We start from the raw sequence: 21460 nt of genomic DNA, 5'->3' as shown, positions 1-21460 counted from the left end.
GGGGTCACAATAAAACTATTACATATATTTCTAAAAGGATTGATTGGAATGGAAAATATTGTTGTTCGTAATAATGTAACAATACTCGGACAAGGGGACCAACCACTTATTTTTGCACATGGATTTGGCTGTGATCAAAATATGTGGCGTTTCATTACGCCTGCATTTATGGACAAATATAAGATTATATTATTCGATTATGTAGGCTCAGGTAACTCAGATATAAATGCCTATTCATCAGAGAAATATCAATCGTTACAGGGCTATGTACAAGATTTATTGGACATTATTGAAACGCTATCATTAAAAAATAGTATTTTTGTAGGGCACTCCATTAGTGCCATGATAGGACTGCTCGCATCTATCCAGCACCCTGACTATTTTAAGAAAATGATTATGATTGGTCCTTCTCCCTGTTATTTAAATGATGATGGTTATCGAGGGGGATTTGAGCGAAGTGATATAGCAGAGTTACTAGACATGATGGAAATGAACTTTACAGGTTGGGCTAGCTATATGGCACCTATTGCAATGAGTAATCCTGAACAGCCAGCATTAACACAGGAATTGAAGCAAACCTTTATAGCAGCAGACCCTATCATTGCAAAGGAATTTGCTGAGGTCACATTTTTATCTGATCATCGAAGTGAATTACCAAAGGTCTCTGTTCCTTCGTTAATTATCCAATGCTCGGAAGATAGTATTGTGCCAAGTAGTGTTGGAGATTATTTGCATCAGCATCTCAAAAATAGCACGTTACAATTAATGGAAGCAAAAGGTCATTATCCACATATTAGTCACCCAAATGAAACGATACAATGTATTGCAGATTTTTTGTAGGGAAAAATGAAAGGATTTTCAACAATGGAAAAACGACTCAACAATGCACCATGTGGATTTCTTTCCATCACACATGAAGGGCTTATTTCAGAAATCAATCGAACCCTGCTAGATTGGATCGGCTATGAGCAAGAGGAATTATTACATATGCATCTAGAAATTCTTCTATCTACGCCCAATAAGATGATTTTTCACTCTTATTTTTATCCTATGATTAATCTAGAGGGGCAAGTAGAGGAATTATTCATTCATCTCAAACAGAAGGACGGAATGTCGGTTCCGTTTTTAATGAATGCCAAATTGTACAAAGAGGATTTGGTAGAGCGCATTGATTGTATTTTAGTAAAGATGAAAAAGCGCATAGATTATGAACAAGAATTACGATCAGCCAAAAAACTACTTGAGGCTGCCTATCAAGAAAAGGATCGTGCATTAGCTAATTTGGAGCAAATTCATGTAGAAATAGAACATCAGCAGGCGAAATTATTGGAAATGAATGCTGCTTTAGTAGAATTATCAATGACTGATAAACTGACCGGCTTGAAAAACAGGAGATTTTTCCAGGAACAACTCGAAAAACATTTTAATCATTTTCATGAGACAGCAGAAACTTTTTCGTTATGCATTTTAGATATCGATCATTTCAAAAAGGTCAATGATACATATGGTCATCAAGTTGGAGACGATGTCCTCGTACAATTGGCACAACTATTACAAATACAAGTACGTCTAGAAGATATCGTCGCTCGTTATGGTGGGGAGGAGTTTATTATCATCTTACCTGAGACCGAGATACCTGCGGCAATAGAAATCGGCGAAAAAATTAGACACACCGTGGAGCAGGATGGTTGGCCAACAGGCAGTCTTACGATCAGTATGGGAATTGCCACAGTAACTTCAGAAGATACAGAGACGACATTGATAAAAAAAGCAGATAAAGCATTGTATGGATCGAAAGAGCACGGACGAAACAAAGTCACTCATTTTCATGAGATAAAGTGACTAGCCTTTACAATTCGGCCATTAATTTTTGAATAGAAGGAAGATCTGCTGGAGCAAATGGAAGGTCAAGCAATTGGTTGCGGGGAACCCATCTTGCTTCAGCATGTTCTAGAATTTGGGGTGTGCCTTTAATAATTGAAGCTTTGTATGTTTCTAAATGAACGAAAAATTGTTCGTATTCATGGAGTGTTACAGCCACTTGTTTACCTACTTGAATCGTACAGTTAAATTCCTCAAGAATTTCTCGAGAAAGTGCCTGTTTTGGTGTTTCACCCTGCTCTATTTTACCGCCAGGGAATTCCCAATAATTTGCTAATACCATTTGGGGGTTTCTTAAAGCACAGAAAATTTCTTGTTGCTCATTTTCAATTATAGCCCCTACTACATGTATTGTTTTTTTCATTTATATACCTCACTTTGTGTCTTCGTTAGATATGTATGATTATAGCATGTTTAAGTTGTACGCCACTTGCCACCACAGGAAAATAACAGTTTTCTTACTTAGCTATGAAATTTGCTATTTCGTAGGGTATAATAGTGGTCAATATATAGGAAAAAGGCGGTAAGAGGTAGCGATGAAGAGAATTGAATCTACGCAAAATGCGTTAGTGAAATATTGGAAAAAGTTAGCGACAACAAGAAAAGAGCGTGAACGTTCGGGTGATTTCCTAGTAGAGGGCTTTCATCTTGTTGAAGAAGCATTAAAAAATAAAAACCAAGTATTACAAATTATAGTGCGTGAAGGTATCGATTTGCCAATGTTATGGCCAATCGATGATATAGCTATTGTAGAGGTATCGACTGCGGTAGCGAAGGAATTTGCGGAGACAGAAACTTCCCAAGGTGTTTTTGCTGTATGTAAACAGCCCGTCTTAGAGGATAATGTGATGACTACTTGGCGAAAAGTGTTATTAATTGATGCTGTCCAAGATCCTGGTAACATTGGAACAATGATTCGTACAGCAGATGCTGCAGGTTTAGATGCTGTAATTTTAGGAAAAGGCTGTGCCGATCTTTATAATCCTAAAACACTACGTGCTGCTCAAGGTTCGCATTTCCATATTCCGGTAGTGCGTGGAGATTTAGCAGAATGGATAGATATATTACAGGATCAAGGTGTACCAGTATTTGGTACTGCATTAGATGAGGAAGCGGTGCCGTATAGTGATATTCAGCATACGGGTGCATTTGCGATTATTATGGGGAATGAAGGAAGTGGCATTCAGCCTCAGTTATTAGCGATGACAGATCAAAATATGATCATTCCTCTTTTTGGACAGGCCGAATCATTAAACGTCGCAGTAGCAACAGGTATTGTTTTATATGGCTTTGCCAAATAATTAATTGCTCATTGTGGGATTGAGGCAGTTGTCTCTTGATTTGCTACAGTCCATTATTGTATAATTTATTCTAAAATGTATGTTTAAATAATAAATGCTTTGACCGGGAAGTAGTAAAGATTGTGAATGGACGACAGGGAGCGTAGGCCAGAGATTGAGAGCCAACGCCGTATCAATGCAGTTTTGAATTCAGCCTGCGAGCAGCTACCGGGACCAGTGTACTGCTGTAAAGGTAAGCCGGCTTTATCAAGTCGTTATGTCAATGAAGTGATTGTAAGGCTTTGCTTTGCAATAACTAGGGTGGTACCGCGAAAATGTCCTCGTCCCTTTTTAGGGGCGAGTTTTTTTATGCCTAAAAAGCAGGCATTTATTTTCTGAGGAGGTTTTAACATGGAAGAGCAATTAAAACAATTAGAGCAAGAAGCACTTGCTAAAATTGAAGCAGCTGCAAATTTAAAAGAATTGAATGAAGTACGTGTTGCGTATTTAGGAAAAAAAGGACCTATCACTGATTTACTAAAAGGGATGGGCAAATTATCAGCTGAAGAACGTCCGAAAATGGGTGCTTTAGTGAATAATGTTCGTGAAAATGTAACGGCAGTATTAGAAACAAAGATTACCGTGTTGGAAGAGGCAGCCATTGCTGAAAAATTAGCGAGTGAGTCGATTGATGTCACTTTACCAGGTCGTGAAATTAAAGTGGGGAACCGTCACCCTTTAACACGTGTCATAGAAGAAATTGAAGATTTATTTATTGGAATGGGCTATGAAATTGCTGAAGGTCCAGAAGTGGAGAAGGATTACTATAACTTTGAAGCACTAAATTTACCAAAAGGTCATCCAGCTCGTGATATGCAAGATTCGTTCTATATTTCCGAGGAAATATTATTACGTACCCATACTTCACCAGTACAGGCTCGTACGATGGAAGCCAAAAAAGGTGAATCGATTCGCATAATTTGTCCTGGTAAAGTATTCCGACGTGATAATGATGATGCAACACATTCACATCAGTTTATGCAAATTGAAGGTTTAGTCATTGGCGAAAATATTCGCATGAGTGACCTAAAAGGAACATTAGATACGTTAGCGAAAAAAATGTTTGGTGCAGACCGCGAAATTCGACTACGTCCGAGCTTCTTCCCATTTACTGAGCCATCAGTAGAGATGGATATCTCTTGTTTCAAATGTGGTGGAGCAGGCTGTAACGTATGTAAGGGCACTGGCTGGATTGAGATTCTAGGAGCAGGTATGGTGCATCCAAACGTATTAGAAATGGCTGGCTATGATCCAAAGAAAGTTTCTGGATTTGCATTTGGTATTGGTGCAGAACGTATTGCGATGTTGAAATATGGTGTTGACGATATTCGTCATTTCTATACAAGTGACACTCGCTTCTTATCACAATTCGAGCGAACAGAAGCGTAAGGGGGATAAAACATGTTAGTATCATTAGAATGGTTAAAAGATTATATCAATACGCAGGACTTAGCACCTGAGCTATTAGCAGAAAAAATTACACGCTCTGGGATCGAAGTAGATGCAGTAATTGATCGTGCTAATGCTATGGATAAAGTTGTAGTTGGTTATGTAGTTTCTAAGGAGAAACATCCAGAGGCTGATAAGTTAAATATTTGCCAAGTTGACGTTGGCGAAGCAGAGCCTCAACAAATAATTTGTGGTGCACCGAATGTTGATGCTGGTCAAAAAGTCATTGTTGCTCGTCCAGGTGCACATTTACCAGGTGGCATTAAAATCAAAAAAGCAAAACTTCGCGGTCATGAATCGAACGGAATGATTTGTTCCTTACAAGAGCTTGGAATCGAAGGAAAGCTTGTGCCTAAGGCATACTCAGAAGGTATCTTTGTCCTACCAGCAGATGCAGAAGTAGGCACAGATGCACTGGCTATATTGGGCCTACGTGATACAGTGTTAGAACTAGGACTAACACCAAACCGCTCAGATGCCCTTTCAATGCTAGGTGTAGCGTATGAAGTAGGTGCCATTCTTTCAGAGGAAATTAAATATCCAGAAATTTCCTATCAAACTGCTAGTGAAAAAGCACAGGATTACCTGAAGCTTCATGTAGAAGATTTACAAGCAAATCCTATGTATGTAGCAAAAGTTGTCAAAAACGTAAAAATCGGTGAATCACCAATGTGGCTACAAAATCGTCTAATGGCTGCGGGAGTACGTCCACACAATAATGTCGTAGATGTAACGAACTATGTATTAATGGAATATGGTCAACCTTTACATGCTTTTGACTATGATAGTCTAGCAACGGGTGAAATCGTTGTTCGTAAAGCAACAGAAGGTGAAAAAATTACAACATTAGATGACCAAGAACGTACATTAAAAGCTTCAGATTTAGTCATTACAAATGGCAAAGAGCCAGTAGCCATTGCTGGTGTAATGGGTGGTGCTAATTCAGAGGTAACAGATTCAACAACGACTGTTGTCATTGAGTCAGCCTATTTTGATGGTTTAACAGTGCGTCAAACGTCTCGTCATCTTGGCCTACGTTCAGATGCATCGGCTCGTTTCGAAAAAGGGGTAGACCCAAATCGTGTCTTACCAGCTGCTGAACGTGCTGCCGCTCTACTTGCTGAATTAGCAGGAGGCGAAGTATTAGAAGGTACATGTTTAGTAGATGAGTTAGATAAAACACCAGCGCGAGTAGTCGTTTCCCCAGATTTTATTAATGAACGTTTAGGTATGAAGATTGCATTAGAAGATATGCTTTCTATTTTAGAGCGTTTAAAATTTGGTGTAGAGGCAGCAAATGGTTTATTAATTATTGATGCACCAACACGTCGCCAAGATATTAAAATTGAAGAGGATATCGTGGAGGAAATTGCTCGTCTTTATGGTTATGATGAAATCCCAATGACATTACCAGAGGGTGCAACACAAGTAGGTAATTTATCACCTTACCAAGCAAATCGACGTGTTGTTCGTCATTACATGGAAGGGGCTGGCCTATATCAAGCGGTAACTTATTCGTTAACGTCGGATGCATTGTCACAACGTTTTGCTTTGAAAGCAGAGCCGGTAACTCGCTTGCTTATGCCAATGAGTGAGGAGCGTTCTACATTACGTCAAAGCCTTATTCCACATTTAATCGAAGCGGCGGCTTATAATGTTGCACGTCAAGCTGAAGGCGTGGCTTTATATGAAATTGGCTCCGTGTTCCTTGGTCAATCAGATGAGGGGCAACCATATGAGGAAGAGCATGTGGCAGCAGTACTAACTGGCAAATGGCTAGACCATGCTTGGCAAGGTGAGAAAAAAGCTGTAGATTTCTTTGTGCTAAAAGGTATCATCGAAGGTGTCATTGGCAAACTTGGCTTAGCAAATCGCATGACATTTGTGAAATCACAAGTGGATGGCTTACATCCAGGTCGTACGGCTAGCATTTTATTGGATGGCAAGCAAGTCGGCATCATTGGTGGACTTCACCCAGCAGAGCAAAAAGCATGGGGTGTAAAAGACACGTATGTAATGGAAATGAATTTAGTGGCGCTATTAAGTGCAACGGCACAAGAAGCACCACTTGCCTATACACCAGTACCTCGTTTCCCAGCTATGTCTCGCGATATCGCTCTTATAATGGACCGTACAACAACAGCGGGCGAAGTAATGGAAGCTATTGATGCAGCGGGTGTGAAACTATTAAAAGATATCCGCGTATTCGATGTTTACGAAGGGGAGAAAATGGAAGCAGGTAAAAAATCGGTTGCCTTCTCACTCACATACTTTGATCCAGAACGTACTTTAACAGACGAAGAAGTAGTGGCCGCACATAACAAAGTGTTAAAAGCCATTGCTACGATTGCAGGCACAGAAGTACGCTAATATATGAAAAAAGACTGTCTTACGAGGCAGTCTTTTTTTGTTTGAGAATGGTGAAGATGATGATCCAAAAGGTGAAGAATGAATGATCCAAAAAATGAGGAAAGCGCTCAAAAAGGTTCCTAATGCGTCTCACGCTCATCAGGAACCCCAAAAAAGCTTTTTTAAGCAACCAATAGTATGATTTACTTCATCTTCCGTGCTTTATCAGTGTTGGCGAAATGCCATTTTGTGATGGAGCGTAGAAATTCTTCGCCCTGATTACGCCAGATTCGGGCTGCTTGCACATCTACCTTGTTAGAGGCGCCCTTCATTAATGTAAGCCCTGTAATGTCACTCAAACGGTCCATTTCCTTTAAAAAGGCAGCACGAGCTAAAATAGATGCTGTAGCCACAGCTACATGTAATTGTTCTGCTTTAGTAGAAAAGTAGACATTCTCTTGTACAAGTTCACGTTCATTTTTTAAATAATTGTAATAGACACCACGTTCAGCAAACTGGTCGATTAAGATAAATTCAGGTTTTTCAGGTGCCATTTTTGATAGTGTGTTTTGTAGTGCCTTGTTATGCATCATGGCTTTCATTTTACCTTGGGAATAGCCTTTCGCTTGTAAGTTGTTATATTTCTCGTTGCGTAAGACGAGAACACTATGGACACAGGCTGCACGCAAATCAGGTGCAATTTTCCTCATATAGTCATCTGTTAGCATTTTTGAATCTTTTACGCCAAGCTCATTCATGAGTTCGATTTTGGAAGTAGGTACATATACTGCTGCTACAGTGATTGGACCAAAATAATCACCTGTGCCTGTTTCGTCTGAGCCTAAGACAGACATGGTTGCGAAATTGTTAGGCAGTACATCCCCTTTTGCCCCGATAGTGGAGAGTGGAGTACCAGTTTTTTCAACAGTTCCCCAACGTGCTGCCTCACGTTCAGCACCGCCCCCCTGAAACATTAATTTGCCTGATTTATACATAGTTATGGCTGTATCTGGTAGTTTTGCCGCAAAAATGACTCCCGGAGCCTTTCGTTCTATAAAGTGCGATGCATAGTAAGCCATCACCTCTTTTTGAATATTTGTTGAAATGGAAAGCACAATATTTGCCATTTAATCGTTCCTTTCTGTCCTCGTTGTTCACAATTTTATACCTTTCATGGTATGATAATAAATAGCTTTTTTGTGTGATGGTGCTCACAAGCCTCTAAAATCGTGTGTGCATCGAATTTATAGGAGGGTGCGACTATGGAAAAACAAGAAAAGAATAAAATTTCTGTTGAAATATATGGTCATACATATAAAATGGTCGGCTCTGAATCCATTGGCCATATGCGACTTGTTGCTTCGATTGTTGATGACCGTATGCGCGAGATGAACGTACATAATCCCTCACTTGATAGCACAAAACTTGCTGTTCTGACAGCAGTAAATACAGTTCATGATTATTTACTATTAAAAGAACGAATGGAGCAATTAGAAGAAGAATTGAAAAAGTTAAAGGGTTGAAGAGAATGTTAGATTTAATCATATTAGTGGTACTGTTAGCTGGTATAGGCGTCGGTGCAAAACGAGGTTTTATTGTACAGATGATGCATATTGTCAGCTTTGTAGTAGCCCTAATTGTTGCGTATATTTATTATAAGCCATTAGCACAAAAATTTGTATTTTGGGTTCCGTATCCAGGTGTCACTGACACAGGTAGCCTTGGCGTTGTCATTGATAGTCTAGATTTAGACCGCACCTTTTATCGGGTAATTGCCTTTGCTGTTATTTTCTTTGCAGTAAAAATAACGTTGCAAATCGTGGCATCGATATTTGACTTTATCGCGTATTTGCCTGTGCTAAATACAGTGAATCGTTGGCTTGGGGCGTTACTTGGCATGATTGAAAACTATTTAATTATGTTTATTTTGCTATATGTGTGCGCTTTATTACCAGTAGATGCCATACAAAATTTAATGTCGAAGTCATTGTTAAGTGGTCTGATGTTGGAGCATACACCAATTATTACAAAGATGTTCCAAAACTGGTGGTATATTTATATGCAATAGTAACTGTGCACTTCTCTCTGTCTTGAGGGAAGTGTTTTTACGATAGGAGGAATTACCAATGAATAAAAAAACAATTATTCGCACACTCGAAAAAATTGCTTTATATATGGAACTACAGGGAGAAAATCCATTCAAGGTATCAGCCTTTCGAAAGGCTGCGGCAGCACTAGAGGGGGACGAGCGTTCATTAAGCGAAATGGATGATGTAACAAAACTCAAAGGTATTGGCAAGGGTACTGCGGCTGTAATAGAGGACTTAATGTTAACAGGTGAATCGAGTTTGTTAAAGGAGTTAGAAGAGGTTGTACCTAAAGGGTTACTGCCATTGCTAAAATTACCTGGCTTGGGAGGAAAAAAAATTGCGAAACTACACCAAGAGCTTGGTATTGACTCTGCAGAAAGCTTGAAGGCAGCTTGTGAGGCAGGAAAAGTACGTGAATTAGCTGGATTTGCTGTAAAAACTGAGGAGAAGATTTTAAAGGAGCTAGCCAATTTAGCAAATCGTTCAGAACGACTACCAATTTGGCAGCTTGAGCCTGTGGTTTTACAAATTGAGGCGCTTCTAGGTAGTATGAAGGAAGTAGACCGGTTTTCAGTTGCTGGGAGTTTCCGTCGAGCATTAGAAACTAGCAAAGATATTGATTTTATTGTTGTGACAGAAGCAGTAGAGGAAGTACGCGAAAACTTGTTAAATAGCTTGGCCATTCAAGAAGTCGTGGCGGCAGGGGATACAAAAATTTCGGTGATTTTAGACTTAGATGAACCAGTTAGCGTTGATTTCCGTTTAGTGAAAGACAATGAATATGCGACTGCGTTGCATCATTTCACAGGTTCAAAAGATCATAATGTTCGTATGCGGCAAATTGCCAAAGCCCGTGGTGAAAAAATAAGTGAATATGGAGTGGAACAGGAAGATGGTACCGTTTTAACGTTCCAAGACGAGGCAGCATTTTTCACTCATTTTGATCTACCTTGGATTCCACCGAGCTTACGGACAGGAACAGCAGAATTTGACAAAACAAACATAATTCAAAACTTAGTTCGACTAGAGGATATTAAAGCTGATTTGCATATGCATACAACATGGTCGGATGGAGCATACTCTGTTGCAGAAATGGGCGAGGCGTTACTAGCACGGGGCTATCAATATAGCGTTATTACAGACCATTCGCAATTCCTAAAAGTAGCAAATGGATTAACGCCAGAGCGTTTAGAAAAGCAGCGTGGAGAAATTGAGGCGTTTAATACAGCACATCCAGATTTTCATTTGTTTAAAGGGACGGAGATGGATATTTTACCAGACGGCTCCCTTGATTTCGAAGATCAGGTGTTAAAAGAGCTCGATTTTGTTATTGCTTCCATTCATTCTAGTTTTACACAATCACAAGATAAAATTATGGCACGTTTACTAACAGCTATGCAAAATCCCTATGTTCATATGATTGCCCATCCGACTGGTCGAATTATTGAAGATCGCGATGGTTATAATCCTGATATGAAACAGTTAATTGCCTGGGCAAAGGAATATGGTAAAATTTTAGAGTTAAATGCAAATCCGTATCGTCTCGATTTATGTGTAGAACATTTAGAAATGGCATGCGCTGCAGGTGTGCCAGTAGCCATCAACACAGATGCGCATGATATTGCACATTTACGTTTTATGGATATTGGGGTTCGCTATGCAAATAGAGCATGGTTACCGAAAGATATGATTGTGAATACATGGACGCGTGAACAGTTTGAAGCGTTCATACAACGAAATAAATAGGCTGAGGAGGTGTTCTCAGTGATTGCAGAACGCGCATTGAAAACACTAGAATACGATAAAGTTAGGCAACAAGTGGCTTCCTATTGTACTTCCTCCATTGGTAAATCTGCCATTGAGGAGCTTGTGCCACAAACAGATTTTGATAAAGTAGTACAATTATTAGAGGAAATGGATGAGGGACTTTCCATTTTGCGTGTGAAGGGCAATGTACCAATGGGAGGAATTTTTGATGTCCGTCCCTCTGCCAGACGTGCTCAAATAGGAGGCATGTTAGCAACAGTAGAACTAATGGAAATTTCGAGCACGATTCGAGCAAGCCGAATTCTACGTAATTTTATTGAAGATTTAGAAGCCGATGAAGTGATTGATATTCCCCATTTCATCTCCAAAAAGGAAGCAATGCCTGTCCTAACAGGATTGCAACATGAAATTAATAACTGTATTGACGACAATGGAGCTGTCTTAGATTCTGCTAGTCAAACATTGCGCTCTATTCGCCAATCTTTGCGTGCTGAAGAAGGGAAAGTCCGCTCTAAGCTGGAAAGTTTAATTCGGGGAAGTAATGCAGCGAAAATGCTTTCTGATACACTTGTGACAATTCGTAATGATCGCTTTGTTATTCCCGTAAAGCAGGAATATCGTCACCACTATGGTGGGATTGTCCATGACCAATCTTCTTCTGGTCAAACCTTATTTATTGAGCCAGATTCTGTTGTCCAAGCAAACAATGAAATTCATCGCTTGAAAATGAAAGAGCAGGCTGAAATTGAACGTATTTTACTAGCATTAAGTGCAATGGTGCAAGAAGTAGCATCAGATTTATTTAACTTAGTGAAGGTATTAGGCGATATCGATGTCATTTTAGCAAAGGGCAAATATGGCCAAGCCAATAAATGTACAATGCCTAAAATGAATCAGGATGGCTATATCCGACTAATACGTGCACGTCATCCACTACTACCAATAGAATCAGCTATTCCCAATGATATTGAATTTGGTAAAGACATTACAGCTATTGTCATTACAGGTCCTAATACAGGTGGTAAAACGGTGACATTAAAAACGGTTGGTCTGTGTACATTAATGGCACAAGCGGGATTACCAGTGCCAGCATTAGATGGCTCAGAACTTGCTGTATTTGAGCAATTATTTGCCGATATTGGTGATGAGCAATCAATTGAGCAGTCACTTTCTACGTTCTCGTCCCATATGGTTAATATTGTTGACATCCTACAAAAATTTGATCACGAATCACTTGTTCTTTTTGACGAGTTAGGGGCAGGTACTGACCCACAGGAAGGGGCAGCCTTAGCCATCTCAATCTTAGACGAAGTACATGGGCGCGGTGCTCGTGTAATGGCTACAACTCACTATCCTGAGCTAAAAGCTTATGGCTATAATCGACCAGGTGTAGCCAATGCCAGTGTAGAATTTGATATTGAAACTTTGAGCCCGACCTACCGTCTACTTATCGGTGTACCTGGGCGCTCAAATGCATTTGAAATTTCCAGTCGTCTTGGTTTACCTGAATCCATTATTGATCGTGCTAAAGGCTTTACTGGAACCGATCGACATGAGGTTGAATCGATGATTGCCTCATTGGAAGAAACACGTCGCCAATCTGAAGATGATGCAGAGCGTTCGCATGCATTGCTATTAGAATCAGAAACATTACGTAAAGAGCTTCAAGATAAATTGCAAGCCTATGAGGAGCGTAAAGAGGCGCTTGATAAGAAGGCGAAGGAAAAGGCGCGTAAAATTGTTGATGAAGCAAAACGTGAAGCAGAAGCGATTATTGCAGAGCTTCGAGAAATGCGTAAAAATGCTGATCAAGTTGTCAAGGAGCATGAATTGATTGAAGCACGTAAACGCTTGGAAGAAGCAACACCACTTGAAGACAATAAAGTGCTAAAAAAGGCGGCACAAGTCAAAGCTCGTGCACAAAACTTAGTTGTCGGAGACGAGGTAAAGGTGTTAAGCTATGGTCAACGAGGTACTTTGTTAGAAAAGGTGTCGAATACCGAATGGGTTGTCCAAATGGGGATTTTAAAAATGAAAATCTCAGATACTGATTTGGAATATATTAAACCTGAAAAAGAGCCTGTATTACGAACAGCTGGTGTGAAAAATCGAAATAGTCATGTGAAACTAGAATTAGATTTACGTGGTGAACGTTATGAGGATGCAATCGTAAGAACAGAGAAATATATTGATGATGCATTACTCTCTAATTATGGTCGTGTGTCCATTATTCATGGAGTTGGTACAGGGGCTTTACGTCAAGGTATTCAAAGCTATTTGAAAAAGCATAAGCGCGTAAAATCCTTCCGTTTTGGTGAAGCCGGTGAAGGGGGCTTAGGCGTCACAGTTGTTGAATTGAAATAAGCTATAAAGGGGACGGAGAAAAATGCTGAATTCTGGCTTTTGGCGATATCCAATTATCGAAACGGCAGGATATTTTAGTGTTGTAGTATTATGTTTAGTCGTCTCGATGGCATTGTTCGAAGTCGTTACGAAATATAAAAATTGGGAAGAAATTAAAAAAGGTAATGTCGCTGTGGCTCTTGCAACAGGTGGGAAAATACTAGGGATTTGTAATATCTTCCGCTTTTCCATTGCACGTCATAGTACATTAAGTGAAATGATCGGTTGGGGCCTTTTTGGCTTTACATTATTGATTGTAGCGTATTTCTTATTTGAATTTATGACACCTCGTTTTAACGTTGATCAAGAGATTGCCAATGATAATCGCTCAGTTGGTTTCATTTCCTTTACCATTTCAGTCGGTCTTTCGTTTGTAATTGGGGCAAGTATTGCATAGGAGTGTCATGACATGGAAAAATTAGCAAAAGTACTAATCGTTGTCTGTATTGCATTTTTGGCAGTAGGTGTCTACTATATGTTAACGATTTAAATAAAAAACGCATTCTCTTTATGAGGATGCGTTTTTTGTTAATTGTACATAGCATAAATTTCTACTACAACCTATTAACTTTCTTTCATAAAACTCTATTAAAGGGTAGAAAAATTATTTTTATAATATAGGAATATGCTGGTTATTTTTTTATGGAGTAACTCAAGAATGAACGAGCATTCATAAGGTGTATTCAAATAAATCCCGATAAATATCAATCATATTAATGTTGTTAATTGCATAATAATTAATCGAAAATGCATTTATTTTCTATTTTCTGTTTGAAACTGTATTTCTTTTTCATTATAATAAATATAAGAATTGACAAAGTTTGGGACAAAGGGGAGAGGACGTATGACAGCAAAACCATGGCTACCAAATTATCCTGAAGAAGTACCATCGTCTTTAACGTTTGAGGAAATTCCAGTGCAAGAGTTTTTGACACGTGCCTATAAAAAGAATCCATCCAAAGTAGCGATTCATTTTATGGGAAAGGATTTGACGTACACCGAGCTATATGAGTCAGCTTTAAGGTTCGCAAACTATTTACAAGCACTAGGTGTGGAAAAGGGAGATCGAGTAGCAATTATGCTGCCTAACACGCCACAAAGTGTAATCGCTTACTATGGTGCCATGTATGCAGGTGCTGTTGTAGTACAAACAAATCCACTTTATACTGAACGTGAGCTTCAATATCAAATGGCTGATTCAGGAGCAAAGGTTATTCTCGTAATGGATATTTTATATCCGAGAGTCATGAAAATTATGAAAGAGACAGCTCTTGAAAATGTCATTGTGACAGCTATTAAAGATTATTTACCATTCCCAAAAAATTTAGTCTATCCATTTATTCAAAAAAAGCAGTATGGCTTTAGTGTCAAGGTTGAACATAGCGGCCAAAATCATCTGTTTTCAGAAATAATGCGTTCAGCACCAGTTAAGATAATTGACAATATGCCATTTGATTTTGAAGAAGACCTAGCACTCCTTCAATATACGGGTGGGACAACAGGTTTCCCAAAAGGCGTTATGCTGACCCATAAAAATTTAATTGCCAATACGACAATGTGTGATGCTTGGATGTATAAATGTGTTCATGGTGAAGAAACCATTATGGGCATTCTACCATTCTTCCACGTCTATGGCATGACAACTGTTATGCTTTTATCTGTATTTACTCAAAATAGAATGGTGCTTTTACCGAAGTTTGATGCTGAAACGGCATTAAAGACGATTGATAAACAAAAACCAACACTGTTCCCCGGCGCACCAACCTTATACATCGGCCTTTTAAATCACCCAGACATTGCGAATTATGATTTATCATCCATTAAGGCATGCTTAAGTGGCTCTGCTTCATTGCCAATTGAAGTGCAAGAGAAGTTTGAGGCAGTGACTGGTGGAAAGCTAGTAGAAGGATATGGGTTAACAGAAACCTCACCTGTAACACATGCTACGCCAATTTGGGGGAAGCGGGTGATTGGCTCGATTGGTTTACCTTGGCCAAATACAGAAGCGGTTATTTTACGTACAGGTGATACAGAAGAGCTACCTATTGGTGAAGTTGGTGAAATTGCTGTTAAAGGACCACAAGTAATGAAGGGCTACTGGAATCGTCCAGAGGATACAGCTGCGACATTTGCTGATGGTTGGTTTTTAACAGGTGATCTTGGTTATATGGATGAGCAAGGCTTCTTCTATGTAGTAGATCGTAAAAAAGATTTAATAATAGCAGGCGGCTTTAATATTTATCCACGTGAAGTAGAAGAAGTGTTATATGAACGTGAAGAGATCCAAGAGTGCGTAGTAGCAGGCATACCTGATCCGTATCGTGGTGAAACAGTTAAAGCTTATATTGTATTAAAAGAAGGATATTCGATTACTGAGGACGAATTAAATAAATATTGCCGTCAGCATCTAGCAGCTTTTAAAGTTCCGCGTTATTATGAATTTAGAGAAGAGCTGCCAAAAACAGCTGTAGGAAAAATTTTGCGTCGTACGTTAGTTGAAGAAGAAAAAACAAAATTAGCGAATAAAGAAGCGAAATAAATACGTGTGAAAGTATTGACAAGCAATGCTGTAAAATATAATATGAAAATATGAATGAATGACCATTCATATTTTCATATTTTTTTAGGTTTACACGTCATATCGACGTGCGCATGTTTTTTAGGTGGTGATATAAAAGTGAAACGAGATAAGCCAAAATATAAACAAATTATTGATGCAGCTGTCATCGTTATTGCGGAAAATGGGTATCACCAAGCGCAAGTATCGAAAATCGCCAAACAGGCAGGGGTGGCCGATGGAACAATCTATTTATATTTTAAAAATAAAGAAGATATATTAATTTCTGTCTTTAATGAAAAAATGGCTGTTTTTGTAGAGTCATTACAAGATATAATAGAAAAGGGGAGTACGTCTAAAGACAAACTTTCACGAATGATTGAAAATCATTTTAATGTTCTAGCGACAGATCGATACCTAGCAACTGTCACACAATTAGAGCTTCGCCAGTCAAACAAAGACTTACGATTAAAAATTAATTCCGTATTGCGCGAGTATTTACAGCTACTTGATCAAATTTTAATCGAGGGTATGCTTACAGGTGAGTTCAATCAGACGATGGATGTACGCTTGGCTCGACAAATGGTTTTTGGAACAATTGATGAAACTATTACGTCGTGGGTTATGAATGACTATCGATATGATTTGATGGAACAGGTTCCAAAGGTTCAGGCATTAATCCTGAACGGCATTAAAGCTTAAAAGGATGTGGAGAAATGGAATTTCTAAGTTGGAAAGTAGAAGATGGAGTAGCGATTATTACAATTGCACGTCCACCAGCAAATGCATTATCTCGCGGTATTATTGCAGAAGTTAACGCTGTGCTTGATGCTGTAGAACACGATGATGCTGTAAGAGTCCTTGTACTTCATGGTGAAGGCCGTTTCTTCTCTGCAGGGGCAGATATTAAAGAATTTATTGGGGTAGAATCTGGTGAGGAATTTACAAAGCTAGCTAGCAACGGGCAGCAGGTTTTTGAGCGTGTTGAATCGTTTTCTAAGCCTGTAATTGCAGCCATCCATGGTGCGGCATTAGGCGGAGGGCTTGAGTTAGCAATGAGCTGTCATATGCGATTTGTCACTGAATCAGCAAAATTAGGTTTACCTGAATTACAATTAGGGCTTATTCCTGGTTTTGGTGGTACACAGCGCTTACCACGCTATGTTGGAGTAGCAAAGGCTGCTGAAATGATGTTTACAAGTGAACCAATCTCTGGTAATGAAGCTGTTCAGTGGGGCTTAGCAAACCGTTCATTCTCAGACGAAGCATTGCTAGAAGAAACGTTAAAGATTGCTAAGAGCATTGCTAAGAAAAGCCCAATTGCTTTAAAAGCAGCTATTCAAACATTGCAATATGCAAAGCATGCATCATTCTATGAAGGCATTGAAGCAGAGGCTAAATCCTTTGGGACAGTATTTGTCACAGAAGATGCCAAAGAAGGAATTCAAGCATTCATTGAAAAGCGTGAGCCTGTGTTTACTGGCAAATAATTTTCCAAATGTCGATAGCAACGTTCAGTATGTTATCGGCGTTATCGAAACTGAAAATATATAATATTTATAAGTTTACTTAGAATTATAAAACGTTCCAGGAGGTATGGATATATGAACATTTTTGCATTAATTAAACGCACATTTGATACAGAAGAAAAAATCGTTGTGTCGGGTGGTAAAATCCAAGAGGACGGCGCAGAATTCATTATCAACCCTTATGATGAATATGCCATTGAAGAGGCAATCCAAGTTCGCGATGCTGCTGGTGGTAAGGTAACAGTGGTGACAATTGGTGGCGAGGATGCAGAGAAGCAATTACGTACAGCACTTGCTATGGGAGCAGACGAAGCAGTGCTTATTAATACAGAAGATGATTTAGATGAGCTGGACCAACATGCAGCAGCTTATCTACTAGCAGAATACTTAAAAGATAAAGATGCAGATTTAATTTTAACAGGAAATGTTGCGATTGATGGTGGTTCAGGGCAAGTTGGTCCACGTGTTGCTGATTTATTGGATATGAATTATGTAACTACGATTACAAAACTTGAAATTGACGGAACATCTGCGAAAATTGTTCGCGATATCGAAGGGGATTCAGAGGTAATTGAAACTTCTTTACCGTTATTAGTAACTGCTCAGCAAGGTTTAAATGAGCCTCGTTACCCATCTCTACCAGGTATTATGAAAGCGAAAAAGAAACCGCTTGCAGAGCTTGAGTTAGATGATTTAGATATCGATGAAGATGATGTAGAAGTGAAGATTGAAACAGTAGACATCTTCTTACCAGCTCAAAAAGCAGCAGGCCGTATTTTAGAAGGCGACCTTTCTGCACAAGCAAAAGAACTGGTAAATCTACTTCACACGGAAGCAAAAGTTGTTTAATTATTTGATGTCAATCGAATCTTAAAGGGTAACGGAGGGAATATGCTATGTCAAAAAAAGTATTAGTATTAAGTGAAGTTCGTGAAGGAAGCTTACGTAATGTTTCTTTCGAAGCAATAGCAGCTGCAAAACAAATCGCTGATGGTGGCGAAGTTGTTGGGGTACTTTTAGGGGATGCTGTAGCAGGTTTAACAGGTCCATTATTTGAATATGGTGCTGATCGAGTAGTAACAGTGGAACACCCGCATTTAAAACAATATACATCTGATGGCTATAGTCAAGCACTATTAGCTATTATCGAGCAAGAACAACCAGCAGGTATTGTCTTTGGTCATACAGCAAATGGGAAAGATTTATCGCCAAAAATTGCAAGCAAATTGCAAGCAGGTCTAGTATCTGATGTCACTGCTATTGAAGGTGCAGGCGATGATGTGGTATTCATCCGACCAATTTACTCTGGTAAAGCCTTTGAAAAAGTAAAAGTTAAAGAAGGCGTTGTCTTAGCTTCTATTCGTCCTAATAACATTACACCTTTAGAAAAAGCAGAAGGTAAAACAGGTGATGTGTCTGCCATCTCTGTAGAGATTACAAATCTGCGCACAATTATTAAAGAAGTTGTTCGTAAATCTTCAGAAGGTGTAGATCTTTCAGAAGCGAAAGTAGTTGTTGCAGGTGGTCGTGGCGTGAAGTCAGAAGAAGGCTTCGAGCCATTAAAAGAGCTAGCTGATTTACTAGGCGGTGCAGTAGGTGCATCACGTGGTGCATGTGACGCTGAATACTGTGATTACTCGCTGCAAATCGGACAAACAGGTAAGGTTGTAACACCAGATCTTTATATTGCAGCAGGTATTTCGGGCGCAATTCAGCATTTAGCTGGAATGTCCAATTCAAAAGTCATTGTTGCTATCAATAAAGATCCTGAAGCAAATATTTTCAAAGTAGCGGATTATGGTATCGTAGGAGATTTATTTGAAGTTATTCCGCTTCTAATTGAAGAATTTAAAGCATTAAAAGTGAATGCATAATACAGATGCAGGAAGGGGTAACCCTTCCTGTTTTTTTATATTGCTTTCCATTTTAAAAAGTACTATTTGAAAATTATTGCAAAATAAAATATTGACATAATTAACGATAGACATTATAGTGATGGATACATTAATGATTTGAAACGCAAAGATTAGGAGTAGTAAAAGCTCGTTATTCGGTGAAGAGAGCTGCGGGTTGGTGCAACGCAGACCAATAAGACTTTGAACTTGCCTAGGAGTGGTAACACAAATAGAATTATCAGATTATTCTATTTGTTTGACGGTTAACCTTCGTTACAAGGTTTTTTAAGCTGGGTTCTCAAGAGCCAATTAGAGTGGTACCGCGGTTTGCTGATAGCATATCGTCTCTTCTTTCATTTGATGATGAAGGAATAGATGGTATGCTTTTTTGATATTTAGGAGGTAAGAAAGTGGAAAAAAACAAGCAACAATTAACAAGAACAATGACCTCGCGTCATATCACGATGATGGCGTTAGGTGGTGCCATTGGCGCGGGATTATTTAAAGGAAGTAGTGCAGCCATTGATATGGCAGGACCATCTGTGTTGATTGCGTATTTAATCGGCGGCATTATTTTATTATTTGTTATGCAAGGCTTAGCAGAAATGGCCGTGCGTAATAAAGAAGCAAGAACCTTTAGAGATTTAGTGCAATCCGTGTTAGGTAAATACCCTGCGTATTTCCTAGATTGGATCTACTGGAAAATGTGGGTTTTAAATATTGCAGCAGAGTCTGTCGTGGCTGCTATCTTTATTCAATATTGGTTACCAGAATATCCAATTTGGATACTAACACTATCTGTTTCTGTGTTAGTAACAGCGATTAATTTATTATCCGTAAAAATCTTTGCAGAAACAGAATATTGGCTAGCATTAATCAAAATTACTGTTATTATTGTCTTTATCATTGCAGGACTTATTTTATTGCTTGTGACGTTTGGAAATCATAGTGCTGTTGGTTTTGCTAACTTAACGGAGCATAGTGGGTTTTTCCCTAATGGCTCGACGGGATTAATTGCTGCAATGCTTGTAGTTATCTACTCCTATGGTGGGACAGAAATCATCGGGATTACATTAGCTGAAACGAAAAATCCTGAAAAAGTAGTGCCAAAAGCTGTTCGCAGTACATTAGTACGTATTGTTACTTTTTACTTACTGCCATTCTTTATTATCGTAAGCTTGATTCCTTGGAATGAAGTAAATGGGGTTCCTGAAAGCCCGTTTGTCATGGTTTTTAAAATGGTTGGTATTCCAGGGGCAGACCATATTATGAACGCTGTTGTTTTACTTGCCATTATTTCATCAATGAATTCAGGACTGTATGGTTCATCACGCGTACTATATACACAGGCTGTAGATGGACGTGTGCCTAAAATCTTTGCTTATTTATCGAAACGAAAAGTACCAGTATATGCTATTTTAATGTGTACTTTAGCTATGTATTTAGGGGTCATTTTATCTTTATATGCGGGAAGCAAAACATTTGATTTTCTAATGGGATCACTTGGTTATACTGTGTTATTTATTTGGTTAATTATTGCGATTGCACATTTAAAATCACGTAAAAAACAAGCAGAGCACACAAGTGCCTATGAAGTAAAATGGTTCCCTTATACGACTTGGATAGCTATATTGGCGTTAAGTGCGATTCTCATCGGAATTATTTTCACCACATCTATTATTGTGACAGGCATTACGTTAGCTATTTACCTTTTTATTACGTTAACCTATGTATTGAAGGGTCGTTATCAAGTCAATTAATGACTGTGTATTGATTTTTCGACACAGATTTGCATAAAAAATACATTGTAGGCAGATTGTTCGCTCAAGTGAATTTATCCATGCTATACTACAAGCATAGTAAGTTTAAGGAGGATTTCAAATGGCAATTGTACATGCAACAGATGCTACGTTCCAGGACGATATTAAAGAAGGGTTAGTACTAGTAGACTTTTGGGCTGCTTGGTGCGGACCATGTAAAATGATTGGGCCAGTTCTTGAAGAAATGGACGCAGCAGGTAGTGCGGCTAAAATTGTAAAAGTTGACGTTGACAATAACCAAGGTACTGCAGCTCAGTATCAAATTATGTCAATCCCATCTTTACTATTATTTAAAGATGGAGAATTAGTTGACAAAACAGTAGGCTTCCAACCAAAAGAAGCTTTAGAAGCATTTATCGCAAAACATGCGTAATGAAGGA

19 protein-coding genes and 1 other annotated feature are annotated in these 21460 nt (G+C 38.9%); of the genes, 17 read left to right on the top strand and 2 right to left on the bottom strand.

Annotated elements, in window-relative coordinates:
• Positions 1-48 precede the first annotated feature (48 nt).
• Together HXV90_RS16515 and HXV90_RS16510 are read left to right on the top strand one after the other, a co-directional pair.
• A complete protein-coding gene (locus HXV90_RS16515) occupies positions 49-840 on the top strand; it encodes an alpha/beta fold hydrolase (protein WP_269897625.1) in 792 nt (263 codons plus the stop codon).
• Positions 841-864: 24 nt separating this feature from the next.
• Complete coding sequence (locus HXV90_RS16510; protein WP_048393652.1) at positions 865-1842, top strand: sensor domain-containing diguanylate cyclase; 978 nt, start codon at positions 865-867, stop codon at positions 1840-1842.
• Positions 1843-1849: 7 nt separating this feature from the next.
• Here HXV90_RS16510 and HXV90_RS16505 read toward each other — a convergent pair whose 3' ends face one another.
• Entirely contained in the window at positions 1850-2245 is a 396-nt protein-coding gene (locus tag HXV90_RS16505; protein ID WP_048393654.1) for a (deoxy)nucleoside triphosphate pyrophosphohydrolase, read from the bottom strand.
• Positions 2246-2417: 172 nt separating this feature from the next.
• Here HXV90_RS16505 and HXV90_RS16500 point away from each other — a divergent pair, with 172 nt between their 5' ends.
• From HXV90_RS16500 to pheT, 3 genes are all read left to right on the top strand, one after another.
• Entirely contained in the window at positions 2418-3182 is a 765-nt protein-coding gene (locus HXV90_RS16500) for a TrmH family RNA methyltransferase (protein WP_269897624.1), read from the top strand.
• 390 nt (positions 3183-3572) lie between these two features.
• The gene (gene pheS / locus HXV90_RS16495) at positions 3573-4610 is read left to right on the top strand and encodes a phenylalanine--tRNA ligase subunit alpha (RefSeq protein ID WP_004226385.1); all 1038 of its coding nucleotides are present in this window, start codon (positions 3573-3575) and stop codon (positions 4608-4610) included.
• A 12-nt stretch (positions 4611-4622) separates the two neighbouring features.
• Positions 4623-7040: a phenylalanine--tRNA ligase subunit beta gene (gene pheT / locus HXV90_RS16490; protein WP_048393658.1), complete on the top strand. Its 2418-nt coding sequence runs from the start codon at positions 4623-4625 to the stop codon at positions 7038-7040.
• A gap of 182 nt (positions 7041-7222) precedes the next feature.
• Here pheT and rnhC read toward each other — a convergent pair whose 3' ends face one another.
• Entirely contained in the window at positions 7223-8146 is a 924-nt protein-coding gene (gene rnhC, locus HXV90_RS16485; RefSeq protein ID WP_048393660.1) for a ribonuclease HIII, read from the bottom strand.
• Positions 8147-8281: 135 nt separating this feature from the next.
• Between rnhC and zapA the strand changes: the two genes are divergently transcribed.
• From zapA to trxA, 12 genes are all read left to right on the top strand, one after another.
• Positions 8282-8542, top strand: a complete 261-nt coding sequence (gene zapA / locus HXV90_RS16480; protein ID WP_016991554.1) for a cell division protein ZapA — start codon at positions 8282-8284, stop codon at positions 8540-8542.
• A 5-nt stretch (positions 8543-8547) separates the two neighbouring features.
• A complete protein-coding gene (locus HXV90_RS16475) occupies positions 8548-9087 on the top strand; it encodes a CvpA family protein (RefSeq protein ID WP_004226395.1) in 540 nt (179 codons plus the stop codon).
• Between the two features lie 58 nt (positions 9088-9145).
• Positions 9146-10855, top strand: coding sequence for a DNA polymerase/3'-5' exonuclease PolX (polX, locus tag HXV90_RS16470; protein ID WP_269897623.1), 1710 nt, complete (start codon positions 9146-9148; stop codon positions 10853-10855).
• An 18-nt stretch (positions 10856-10873) separates the two neighbouring features.
• Complete coding sequence (locus HXV90_RS16465) at positions 10874-13240, top strand: endonuclease MutS2 (RefSeq protein WP_269897622.1); 2367 nt, start codon at positions 10874-10876, stop codon at positions 13238-13240.
• 22 nt (positions 13241-13262) lie between these two features.
• The gene (locus tag HXV90_RS16460; RefSeq protein ID WP_008179180.1) at positions 13263-13676 is read left to right on the top strand and encodes a DUF350 domain-containing protein; all 414 of its coding nucleotides are present in this window, start codon (positions 13263-13265) and stop codon (positions 13674-13676) included.
• Between the two features lie 447 nt (positions 13677-14123).
• Positions 14124-15818, top strand: coding sequence for an AMP-binding protein (locus HXV90_RS16455; RefSeq protein WP_269897621.1), 1695 nt, complete (start codon positions 14124-14126; stop codon positions 15816-15818).
• A 138-nt stretch (positions 15819-15956) separates the two neighbouring features.
• Entirely contained in the window at positions 15957-16538 is a 582-nt protein-coding gene (locus tag HXV90_RS16450) for a fatty acid metabolism transcriptional regulator FadR (protein ID WP_054549980.1), read from the top strand.
• Positions 16539-16552: 14 nt separating this feature from the next.
• Entirely contained in the window at positions 16553-17326 is a 774-nt protein-coding gene (locus HXV90_RS16445) for an enoyl-CoA hydratase (RefSeq protein ID WP_004226413.1), read from the top strand.
• Between the two features lie 114 nt (positions 17327-17440).
• Complete coding sequence (locus HXV90_RS16440; RefSeq protein WP_004226415.1) at positions 17441-18214, top strand: electron transfer flavoprotein subunit beta/FixA family protein; 774 nt, start codon at positions 17441-17443, stop codon at positions 18212-18214.
• A gap of 47 nt (positions 18215-18261) precedes the next feature.
• Positions 18262-19239 (top strand): electron transfer flavoprotein subunit alpha/FixB family protein, encoded by a 978-nt coding sequence (locus HXV90_RS16435; protein ID WP_048393670.1) that lies wholly within the window; start codon positions 18262-18264, stop codon positions 19237-19239.
• A 139-nt stretch (positions 19240-19378) separates the two neighbouring features.
• Positions 19379-19612 (top strand) — a binding site (T-box leader).
• A gap of 91 nt (positions 19613-19703) precedes the next feature.
• Positions 19704-21020, top strand: a complete 1317-nt coding sequence (locus HXV90_RS16430; RefSeq protein ID WP_442916339.1) for an amino acid permease — start codon at positions 19704-19706, stop codon at positions 21018-21020.
• 121 nt (positions 21021-21141) lie between these two features.
• Complete coding sequence (gene trxA / locus HXV90_RS16425; RefSeq protein ID WP_004226420.1) at positions 21142-21453, top strand: thioredoxin; 312 nt, start codon at positions 21142-21144, stop codon at positions 21451-21453.
• Positions 21454-21460: the final 7 nt, after the last annotated feature.

The organism is Lysinibacillus sp. JK80 (genome assembly GCF_027557635.1).
Lineage (GTDB): Bacteria > Bacillota > Bacilli > Bacillales_A > Planococcaceae > Lysinibacillus > Lysinibacillus capsici.
This window is presented reverse-complemented; position numbering and strand designations above follow the sequence as displayed.